The organism is Caballeronia zhejiangensis (genome assembly GCF_000698575.1).
GTDB classification, from domain to species: domain Bacteria; phylum Pseudomonadota; class Gammaproteobacteria; order Burkholderiales; family Burkholderiaceae; genus Caballeronia; species Caballeronia zhejiangensis.
The window spans coordinates 58,281-68,219 of the sequence record NZ_JFHD01000035.1 but is presented as its reverse complement, the minus strand read 5'-3'; the positions used below and the strand labels follow the sequence as shown (position 1 = coordinate 68,219).

Below are 9,939 nucleotides of genomic sequence, written 5' to 3'. Positions count from 1 at the left end.
CAGCACGAAATGGCTTCGGCACAGCGCTACGCGCTGCCGCCGGGTATGCAAGGGAAACCGACGTACGGCAAAGGCGGCGAGATGAAGACGTTAGTAGCGAAGCACGCGCATTCCCGATTGACCGGTCGGCCGCGAAGCGGGCTGGAGCTATTTGGTGCTGAACCGGTTTGGTGTGCGGTGCGATGGTTCAGACCGTGCGCGAGCCAAGCCCAATTAGGTGTTTGAGGGCACTCTTTAGGCAGCCCACGATGGACGAGAGGACTACCCAAATTGCGTGTGACCGCGGGCGTATCAGGAGCTGCTTTCTTTGCTTACTTTCTTTGCAGCAGCAAAGAAAGTGAGTGCCGCCCCGCACAGGGGCAACGCTAATAGACCGACACGATCACAGGATTGCCGAAAAGCGCAGGCAAACCAAGATCCACCTCAGCAGAAAGCAAAAACGCGAACCGAAGTCCGCGTTCTCGAGTAGAGCAGAAACAATCAGTTAGCAGCAGGAATCCGCAACACTTGCCCCGGATAGATCTTATCCGGACTCTTCAACATCGGCTTATTCGCTTCGAAGATCACATCGTTCTTGGACCCATTGCCGTAATACTTCTCGGCGATCTTCCAAAGATTGTCCCCCGACACGACGGTGTAATACTGCGATTCAGGCTCGCTACTCGGCACGGTCAGCTTATCGTCGACCTTATCGACATGCTGCACATTGCCCGCGGCGACGAGAATCTTTTCCTTCGTGGCCTGATCCGGCGCCTGACCCGAAACGGTCACCGTATGCGAAGCGCCGTCGTATTTCACATCGAGATTGTCCGCATTGAGACCCTGCGAACGAATGTACGTCGCGATGGCTTCGCCTGCCTTCTGATTTAGCGCGGCGACATCCACGGGTGCCGCAGCGGGCGCCGCCTGCGCGCTCGGCGTGGCTGCGCCGAAGAGTTTCTCGCCTGCTTCCTTGATAAAGCTGAGGATTCCCATTGTTCACTCCTTGGTTGACGGTGGTGTTACGGCCCGCGAAGTCTAGGCAGATTAGTCGCGATGACCACCGGATAGTTCTGAGTTTCAACAAAAGGATTTGTAGCACCGCCTATGCATCGGCGTTAGGACGCAGTTTGCAACAATCCGACGCGGACACCCGACGACAAACCGTCTGACCGACCAAGGCTTACCCGGCGCACCGCCGGGTGCCGCTTCTCGGACCCCACTTTGCCGCCCTCAGCCCAGAGCGGCATTTGTCCCGCGTGCCCATACGCGGGACGCCCCACGGTTCAGGTGACGCGAATCACGCAGCGGCTTTGGCCTGCTGCGGCTCGTCGGCCACCTGGAAGTTCGACATGATTTCGAGCGCACGCACAAGCGCCGAGTGATCCCACGCCTTGCCGCCGTTCGCCGCGCATACGCTGAAAAGCTGCTGCGCACTCGCGGTGTGGGGCAGGGCGAGGCCCATCTTGCGCGCGCCGTCGAGCGCAAGGTTTAGGTCCTTCTGATGCAGTTCAATACGGAAGCCCGGATTGAACGTGCGCTTCGTCATGCGCTCGCCGTGCACTTCGAGAATGCGCGACGACGCGAAGCCGCCCATCAGCGCTTTACGCACGCGCTCCGGGTCGGCGCCCGAGCGTGCCGCGAAGAGCAGCGCCTCGCCGACCGCCTCGATGTTCAGCGCGACGATGATCTGATTCGCGACCTTGCAAGTCTGACCCGCGCCGTTGTCGCCAATGAGCGAAATGTTCTTGCCCATCAGTTCGAACAGCGGCTTCGCGACATTGAACGACTTCTCCGGGCCGCCGACCATGATCGTGAGCGTCGCTTCGCGTGCGCCGACTTCGCCGCCGGACACCGGCGCGTCGAGATAGTCGCAGCCGAGCGCGTTGATCTTCTTCGCGAACTCCTGCGTTTCGAGCGGGGCGATCGAGCTCATGTCGATCACGAGCTTGCCCTTCGTGAGACCCTTCGCGACGCCGTCATCGGCGAACAGCACGGCGGCGACATCGGGCGTGTCGGGCACCATCGTGATGACGATTTCGCTCGCCTGTGCGACTTCGGTCGAGTCCGCGACGACCTGCGTCTGCGCGCGGATATCGTCCGGCACCGGAAACTTGCCGTTCACGACGAGCTTGTGGCCGCCCTTGATGAGATTGCGCGCCATGTGCGCGCCCATGATGCCGAGGCCGATGAAACCGATCGTTGCCATACTTCTAGCTCCTCCTATGTGTCTGGTTTAAGCGGTCGCGTGCTGCTTCACGCCGCCGATGTTCTGCAGCCAGCCGAGGCCCGCTTCCGTGCCGTTGAGCGGCTTGTACTCGCAGCCGATCCAGCCTTGATAGCCGATCTCGTCGAGCAGCCCGAACAGGAACGGGTAGTTGATCTCGCCCGTGCCGGGTTCGTTGCGGCCGGGGTTATCGGCGAGCTGGATATGCGCGATCTTCGGCAGGTTCTTCCTGATCGTCGCGGCGAGTTCGCCTTCCATCCGCTGCATGTGATAAATGTCGTACTGCAAGAACAGATTGTCCGAGCCGACGGCCTGGATCACGTCCAGTCCTTCCTTCGAGCGATTCAGCGCGAAGCCGGGAATGTCGTACGCGTTGCACGGCTCGACGAGCAAGCGGATGCCTTCCTTCTTCAGCGCTTCCGCTGCGAAGCGCAAGTTTTCGACGATGGTCGCGCGCGCCTGATCCGCCGATACACCCGCCGTCGGAATCCCGACGAGACAGTTCAGTTGCGGCACGTTCAGCGCCTTCGCGTATTCGATCGCGCGCGGCACGCCGTCGCGGAATTCCGCGACACGATCCGGCAGACACGCGATGCCGCGCTCGCCCGCTTCCCAGTTGCCGGCAGGCAGGTTGTGCAGCACGATCTGCAGGTCGTTGTCCTTCAGGCGCGTCTGGATGTCGCTGATCGAGAAGGCATAGGGGAACAGGAACTCGACCGCCTTGAAACCCGCGTTCGCGGCCGCGGCGAAGCGGTCGAGAAACGGGACTTCGTTGAACAGCATGGTCAAATTCGCGGCAAATTTCGGCATTGTTCTTTCCTGATGGTCGGTCAGTGAATGCACGCCGCGCGTTCCTGCATGAACGCGCGGCGGCGATGCTTTAGTCGAGCGGCGTAACGGCGGTCGGTGCATCTGCCTTCGTTTCGGCGAGCTCTTCGAACTCGTTGATCGCGTCGATCTCGGTGCCCATCGCGATGTTGGTCACGCGTTCGAGAATCATCTCGACGACGACCGGCACCTGATGCTCCACCGCCAACGCTTGCGCCTGCTTCAGCGCGCCCGCGATGTCTTCCGGCTTGAACACGCGCAGCGCCTTGCAGCCGAGACCCTCGGCGACCGCGACGTGATCGACCCCATAGCCTTCGAGCTCAGGTGCGTTGATGTTGTCGAACGCGAGCTGCACGCAGTAGTCCATGTCGAAGCCGCGCTGCGCCTGACGGATCAGGCCGAGATACGAGTTGTTCACGACGACGTGCACGTACGGCAGCTTGAATTGCGCGCCGACGGCGAGCTCTTCGATCATGAACTGGAAATCGTAGTCGCCCGAGAGCGCGACGATCTTGCGTTGCGGGTCCGCGGCACGCACGCCGAGCGCGGCCGGGATCGTCCAGCCGAGCGGGCCGGCCTGGCCGCAGTTGATCCAGTTGCGCGCCTTGAACACGTGCAGGAACTGCGCGCCGGCGATCTGCGACAGACCGATCGTCGTGACGAAGCAGGTGTCGCGGTCGAACGCGAGGTTCATCTCTTCGTAGACGCGCTGCGGCTTCATCGGCACATTGTCGAAGTGCGTCTTGCGCTGCATCGTGCGCTTGCGCTGCTGGCAGTCCGCGACCCACGCGCCGCGGTCCTTCAGCTTGCCCGCGCCCTTCCATTCCTTCGCCACTTCGACGAACAGTTCGAGCGCCGCCTTCGCATCCGAGACGATGCCGAGATCCGGTCCGAACACGCGGCCGATCTGCGTCGGCTCGATATCCACGTGCACGAACTTACGGCCCTTGGTGTAAACCTCGACGCTGCCCGTGTGGCGGTTCGCCCAGCGATTGCCGATGCCGAGCACGAAATCGGAGGCGAGCATCGTCGCGTTGCCGTAGCGGTGCGACGTCTGCAAGCCGACCATGCCGGCCATCAGCGGATGATCGTCGGGAATCGCGCCCCACGACATGAGCGTCGGAATGACCGGCACGCCGAGCGTTTCCGCGAACTGCACGAGCAGATCTTCCGCCGCCGCGTTCAGCACGCCGCCGCCCGAGACGATCAACGGCTTTTCGGCGTCGTTGAGCATCGTCAGCGCTTTTTCGATCTGCGCGCGCGTCGCTTTCGGCTTGTAGACCGGCAGCGGCTCGTACGTGTCGATGTCGAATTCGATTTCGGCGAGCTGCACGTCGATCGGCAAATCGACGAGCACCGGACCCGGACGGCCCGAGCGCATCAGATGGAAAGCCTGCTGGAACACGCGCGGCACGAGCGCCGGCTCGCGCACGGTGACAGCCCACTTCGTGACGGGCTTGGCGATCGATTCGATATCGACGGCCTGGAAATCTTCCTTGTACAGACGCGCGCGCGGCGCCTGGCCGGTGATCGCGAGAATCGGAATCGAATCGGCCTGGGCGGAGTAGAGGCCGGTGATCATGTCCGTGCCCGCCGGGCCCGACGTGCCGATGCACACGCCGATGTTGCCCGGCGCCGCGCGGGTATAACCTTCGGCCATGTGCGATGCGCCTTCGACGTGACGCGCCAGCACGTGGCTGATGCCGCCCGACTTTTTCATCGCGGAGTAAAACGGGTTGATGGCCGCGCCCGGCACACCGAACGCGGTATCGATTCCTTCCTTTTCCAGCACGAGGACGGCTGCGTCGACGGCTCTCATTTTGGGCATGGTTGTCTCCTTCCTGGGGTCTCTATCCGAAATCGCTGTCTGCATTCAAGCAGGGTTCCGTTGCACTTTAAGTCTGTGAAAAAGGTTTGATAAGATCAGCGTCAGTCGCTTTTTTCCAAACAAAAAGTATCGAATGCCCGAGTGATGAGGCATTGGCGGGAGACGCAGATGGACCGCTTCAAGCAGATAGAAACGTTCGTGCGCGTGGCCGAGGCGGGCAGTCTCGCGGCGGCGGCGCTGGAAGAGGGCGTGTCGCCCGTGATTCTGGGACGGCGCATCGACGCGCTCGAAAAGCGCCTCGGCGTGAAGCTGATGTATCGCTCGACGCGACGGCTCGTCGTGAGCGAAGAGGGCGCGGCGTTCCTCGACCGCTGCAAGAACCTGCTCGCGGACTGGGATCAGGCTGAGAACGAACTGGCGGCGGGACGGCGCGCGGTGGGCGGGCATCTGATCGTGTCGGCGCCGGCGGCCTTCGGGCGCATGCACGTCGCGCCGCACGCGCCGCCGTTCCTGCGCGACAAACCGGAATTGCAGATGTCGTTCAATCTGACCGATCGCGTCGTCGATCTGGTGCGCGAGGGCTATGACCTGTCGATTCGCATCGGCGGCGCGGTCGATCCGAATTTCGTCGCGGTGAAGCTGGCGAGCAACCGGCGCGTCGTCTGCGGCACGCCCGCGTACTTCAAGAAGCATGGCAGGCCGAAAACGCTCGAAGACCTGCCGAATCACAATTGCCTCGCGTTCAATCTGCAGGGCGGGCAGAACCGCGGCTGGTATTTCCGCCGCAATGGCAAGGTCGTGACCGTGCGCGTGACCGGCAATCTCGACTGCAACGACGGCGAATTGCTGCATCGCTGGGCTTCGGAAGGGCTCGGGCTCGGCTGGCGCTCGACGTGGGAAATCCAGCGGCAACTGGAATCGGGCGAACTCGAAACCGTGCTCGACGACTTCGAACTTCCCGATTACGACATCCTCGCGGTCTATCCGCAGCAGCGCTACGTGCCTGCGCGCGTGCGCTACTTTATTGATTATCTTAAGGAAATCTACGCGCAACCCGGATATTGGAGCCGTCGGCTGACGCTTCCCGGCGAACCGCAGCGCGAGCACGCGCGCGGCCGCTAACTGCTTGAAAAGGCGTTCGAATTTGCATTTGCGCGAGCGCGCACGAAAAGCTATAATCTTTGGCTTCTCACTTGCCGCACCGGTCCGACGCCCGGGTGGCTTTCATCCAAAAGTCAGCACAAGGAGTGAATATGCGTCATTACGAAATCGTCTTTATCGTGCACCCCGATCAAAGCGAGCAGGTGCCCGCGATGATCGAGCGCTACAAGAGCACGATCACGTCGCACGGTGGTCAGATCCACCGCATCGAGGACTGGGGCCGTCGCCAACTGGCCTACATGATCGAGAAACTCGCGAAGGCTCACTACGTCTGCATGAACATCGAATGCGATCAGGCTACGCTCGAAGAGCTGGAGCACGCATTCAAGTTCAACGACGCCGTTCTGCGTCACCTTATCGTCAAGATGAAGAAGGCTGAAACCAGCCCGTCGCCGATGATGAAGGAAGTGCAGCGCGAAGAAGCCAAGAAGGCGGCCAGCCAGCCGTCCGAAGCGCAGGCTTAAGGCGAATCTTTCGCCACAGCCACCAAGGTTTAAGTGAACCGGCTGCAACTGACAGCGAGCGTCGTGGAACGCGAACCGGTGCGGTACACGCCCGCCGGCATCCCGATCGCAATCTGCACGTTGCAACACGCGGCAGAAGTCGTCGAGGCGGGCATCGCCCGGAAAGTCGAACTGACTCTGCAGGCGGTCGCGGCCGGCGAAGCGAGCGGCAAACTGGAAAGCTGTCCGATGGGCGTCGAAACACGCTTCACGGGCTTTCTGGCGAAGAGAAGCCGTAACGCGCGAACCTTGGTGTTTCACATCACAGAATTGCAGGACATTGGAAAGGACTAATCATGCCCCGCCCGACTGGTAAGAAATTCGACAAGCGTCGTCAGCAACAAAACCCGCTCTTCAAGCGCAAGAAGTTCTGCCGTTTCACGGCAGCCGGTGTCGAGTACATCGACTACAAGGACACGGAAACGCTGAAGGACTTCATCGGCGAAAACGGCAAGATCACGCCGGCTCGTCTGACTGGCACGAAGGCGCACTATCAGCGCCAGCTCGACACGGCAATCAAGCGCGCGCGTTTCCTCGCGCTCCTGCCGTACACCGACCTGCACAAGGCCTAAATCAGACGACGCACTAAGGAAAGCCAAAAATGCAAATCATTCTTTTGGAAAAGGTCGTCAACCTGGGCAACCTCGGCGATATCGTCAAGGTGAAGGACGGCTACGCACGTAACTTCCTGATCCCCGGCAAGAAGGCACGCCGCGCGACCAAGGACGCAATCGCCGAATTCGAAGTTCGCCGCGCGGACCTCGAAAAGGTCGCCGCTGAAAAGTTGGCAGCCGCACAAGCTCAGGGCGAAAAGCTGAACGGCTTCACGGTTCAGATCGGCCAGAAGGCTGGCGTCGACGGCCGTCTGTTCGGTTCGGTCACGAATGCGGACATCGCTGACGCGCTGAAGAAGCAAGGCTTCGCGGAAGTGGAAAAGGCGCAAGTGCGTCTGCCGCAAGGCCCGATCAAGATGGTCGGCGACCATCCGGTTCAAGTGGCGCTGCACACGGACGTCCTCGTCGACGTCAACGTGTCGGTGCTCGGCGAGCACGCGTAAGTTTCAGGCGAGGCCTCGCGTCTCGCAACGCACGAAAGAAAGGCAGGAACCGTCGAGGTTCCTGCCTTTTTTATTTGTCTGAGCGTTGTTCCTACGCGCTGAATTCATCGATAATTCCACCCCATGAACGCACCGTCCAAAGACCCGCAACTCGACGCGCTGAAGGTCCCGCCGCACTCGATCGAAGCCGAGCAATCCGTGATCGGCGGCCTGCTGCTGGACAACGCCGCATGGGACCGCATCGCCGATGTGATGCATCAGGGCGATTTCTATCGCTACGACCATCGCATCATTTATGAGCATATCGGCAAGCTGATTGCTTCGACGCGTCCGGCGGACGTCATCACCGTCTACGAAGCGCTCACGATGGCCGGCAAGGCCGAGGAAGTGGGCGGGCTCGCGTATCTGAACGCGCTCGCGCAGAACACGCCGAGCGCGGCGAATATCCGCCGTTACGCGGAGATCGTGCGCGATCGTGCGGTGCTGCGCCGTCTGGTTTCCGTCGCCGATGAAATCTCCGCCGATGCGTTCAATCCGCAAGGCAAGGAAGTCCGCCAGATTCTCGACGAAGCCGAAGCGCGCGTGTTCTCGATCGCCGAAGAGGGCGCGCGCGGCACGCAGGGTTTTCTGGAGATCGGACCGCTCTTGACGCAAGTCGTCGAGCGCATCGACACGCTCTATCACACAGCCAATCCAAGCGATGTGACCGGCACGCCGACAGGCTTCGTCGACCTCGACCGCATGACGTCGGGCATGCACGGCGGCGAGCTGATCATCGTGGCGGGCCGCCCGTCGATGGGTAAGACGGCCTTTTCGATGAATATCGGCGAATACGTGGCCGTGGAATACGGCTTGCCCGTCGCCGTGTTCTCGATGGAAATGCCGGGCACGCAGCTCACCATGCGTATGCTCGGCTCGGTCGGCCGGCTGGACCAGCATCGCATGCGCACCGGGCGTCTCACCGACGAAGACTGGCCGAAGCTCACGCACGCCGTCCAGAAAATGAGCGAGGCGCAACTTTTCATCGACGAAACCGGCGGCCTGAATCCGATGGAACTGCGCTCGCGCGCGCGGCGTCTGTCGCGGCAGTGCGGCAAGCTCGGCCTCATCATCGTCGATTACTTGCAGCTCATGTCCGGCTCGGGCGGCGGCGAAAACCGCGCGACCGAAATCTCCGAGATATCGCGTTCGCTGAAGAGCCTCGCGAAGGAACTCGACGTGCCGGTCATCGCGCTGTCGCAGTTGAATCGCGGTCTCGAGCAGCGTCCGAACAAGCGGCCGATCATGTCGGACCTGCGCGAATCGGGCGCTATCGAACAGGACGCGGACGTGATCCTCTTCATCTATCGCGACGAAGTCTACAATCCCGACAGCCCCGACAAGGGCACGGCGGAAATCATCATCGGCAAGCAGCGTAACGGTCCGATCGGGCCGGTTCGCCTGACCTTCCACGGCCAATACACGAAGTTCGACAACTTCGCGGGCGCACAAAACTTCTACGGCGGCGAATAGGCCAGTTACCGCAACCGCTGTCAAGTCCGGGGCAATAGCGGCCGCGCGTCAGATGCGCGCGGTGCGTCGGGTAGTGCACACAGGTACAATATGTCAGTTTGATGTCTGACTCAGATTGACCCATTTATCGGGATTTTCATGTTCGGTCGTTTCATGCCCACCGAGGGCAAATTTTTCGAGATTTTCAACGCGCATGCGAAGTGCATGGTCGATGCGAGCCGCGAGCTCGAACTGCTGATCGACAACCTCGACGAAGCCGAGGTTCACAAGCAGAACGTGCAGGCGAACGAGAAGCGCGCCGACAAGCTCACGCACGAAACCATCGACCTGTTGCACAAGACGTTCATCACGCCGCTCGACCGCGACGAAATCCACAAGCTCATCACGACGATGGACGACATCCTCGACCTGATGGAGGACGTGGCCACCGCTATTTCCCTGTACGACGTGCGTTTCGTGACGTCGGAGGCGAGCCAGCTCGCGCATATCTGCACGAGCACGGTCACGCGCGTGCAGCAGGCCGTCGAATTGCTGGCGGACATGAAGCGCGCGAGCGAAATCCTGAAGATCTGCGAGGAAATCGACCGGCTCGAGTCGGACGCGGACCGCGTGTTGCGCTCGGCGATGTCGAAGCTCTTCCGCGAGGAAGACGACGTCAAGACGCTCATCAAGCTGAAGGCGATCTACGAACTGCTCGAGACGATTACCGACAAGTGCGAAGACGTCGCGAACATCATCGAAGGCATCGTGCTGGAAAACGCCTGATCATGCCGCCCGAGCCCGCGGCGCATCACGCAACGCGGGCAACGACGACACAATCCCGCGCCGTCTTCGAGCGCCGGTA

The 9,939-nt window shown here is 61.3% G+C and carries 11 protein-coding genes; 7 read left to right on the top strand and 4 right to left on the bottom strand.

The window, feature by feature from the left end; all coding sequences use genetic code 11:
* Positions 1–480: 480 nt before the first annotated feature.
* From lysM to gcl, 4 genes are all read right to left on the bottom strand, one after another.
* Positions 481–975, bottom strand: coding sequence for a peptidoglycan-binding protein LysM (lysM, locus tag BG60_RS29265; RefSeq protein WP_008349857.1), 495 nt, complete (start codon positions 973–975; stop codon positions 481–483).
* Between the two features lie 304 nt (positions 976–1,279).
* Positions 1,280–2,188 (bottom strand): 2-hydroxy-3-oxopropionate reductase, encoded by a 909-nt coding sequence (locus tag BG60_RS29260; RefSeq protein WP_008349855.1) that lies wholly within the window; start codon positions 2,186–2,188, stop codon positions 1,280–1,282.
* A 27-nt stretch (positions 2,189–2,215) separates the two neighbouring features.
* On the bottom strand, positions 2,216–3,016 hold the full coding sequence (gene hyi / locus BG60_RS29255) for a hydroxypyruvate isomerase (protein ID WP_034473676.1): 801 nt from the start codon (positions 3,014–3,016) through the stop codon (positions 2,216–2,218).
* 70 nt (positions 3,017–3,086) lie between these two features.
* Positions 3,087–4,862 carry a glyoxylate carboligase gene (gcl, locus tag BG60_RS29250; protein WP_008349852.1) on the bottom strand — a complete coding sequence of 592 codons (1,776 nt, stop codon included), beginning with the start codon at positions 4,860–4,862 and terminating at the stop codon, positions 3,087–3,089.
* A gap of 168 nt (positions 4,863–5,030) precedes the next feature.
* Between gcl and BG60_RS29245 the strand changes: the two genes are divergently transcribed.
* The 7 genes from BG60_RS29245 to BG60_RS29215 all read left to right on the top strand — a co-directional run bounded on the left by BG60_RS29245 (position 5,031) and on the right by BG60_RS29215 (position 9,860).
* Positions 5,031–5,984 (top strand): LysR family transcriptional regulator, encoded by a 954-nt coding sequence (locus tag BG60_RS29245; RefSeq protein WP_008349850.1) that lies wholly within the window; start codon positions 5,031–5,033, stop codon positions 5,982–5,984.
* A 131-nt stretch (positions 5,985–6,115) separates the two neighbouring features.
* Positions 6,116–6,487 carry a 30S ribosomal protein S6 gene (rpsF, locus tag BG60_RS29240; protein WP_008349848.1) on the top strand — a complete coding sequence of 124 codons (372 nt, stop codon included), beginning with the start codon at positions 6,116–6,118 and terminating at the stop codon, positions 6,485–6,487.
* Between the two features lie 33 nt (positions 6,488–6,520).
* Positions 6,521–6,820 carry a primosomal replication protein N gene (gene priB, locus BG60_RS29235; RefSeq protein WP_008349845.1) on the top strand — a complete coding sequence of 100 codons (300 nt, stop codon included), beginning with the start codon at positions 6,521–6,523 and terminating at the stop codon, positions 6,818–6,820.
* Positions 6,821–6,822: 2 nt separating this feature from the next.
* Positions 6,823–7,098, top strand: coding sequence for a 30S ribosomal protein S18 (rpsR, locus tag BG60_RS29230; RefSeq protein ID WP_007000150.1), 276 nt, complete (start codon positions 6,823–6,825; stop codon positions 7,096–7,098).
* Between the two features lie 29 nt (positions 7,099–7,127).
* On the top strand, positions 7,128–7,583 hold the full coding sequence (gene rplI, locus BG60_RS29225; protein WP_008349840.1) for a 50S ribosomal protein L9: 456 nt from the start codon (positions 7,128–7,130) through the stop codon (positions 7,581–7,583).
* Positions 7,584–7,706: 123 nt separating this feature from the next.
* The gene (locus tag BG60_RS29220; RefSeq protein WP_008349838.1) at positions 7,707–9,095 is read left to right on the top strand and encodes a replicative DNA helicase; all 1,389 of its coding nucleotides are present in this window, start codon (positions 7,707–7,709) and stop codon (positions 9,093–9,095) included.
* Between the two features lie 138 nt (positions 9,096–9,233).
* Positions 9,234–9,860 carry a DUF47 domain-containing protein gene (locus tag BG60_RS29215; protein WP_008349836.1) on the top strand — a complete coding sequence of 209 codons (627 nt, stop codon included), beginning with the start codon at positions 9,234–9,236 and terminating at the stop codon, positions 9,858–9,860.
* Positions 9,861–9,939: the final 79 nt, after the last annotated feature.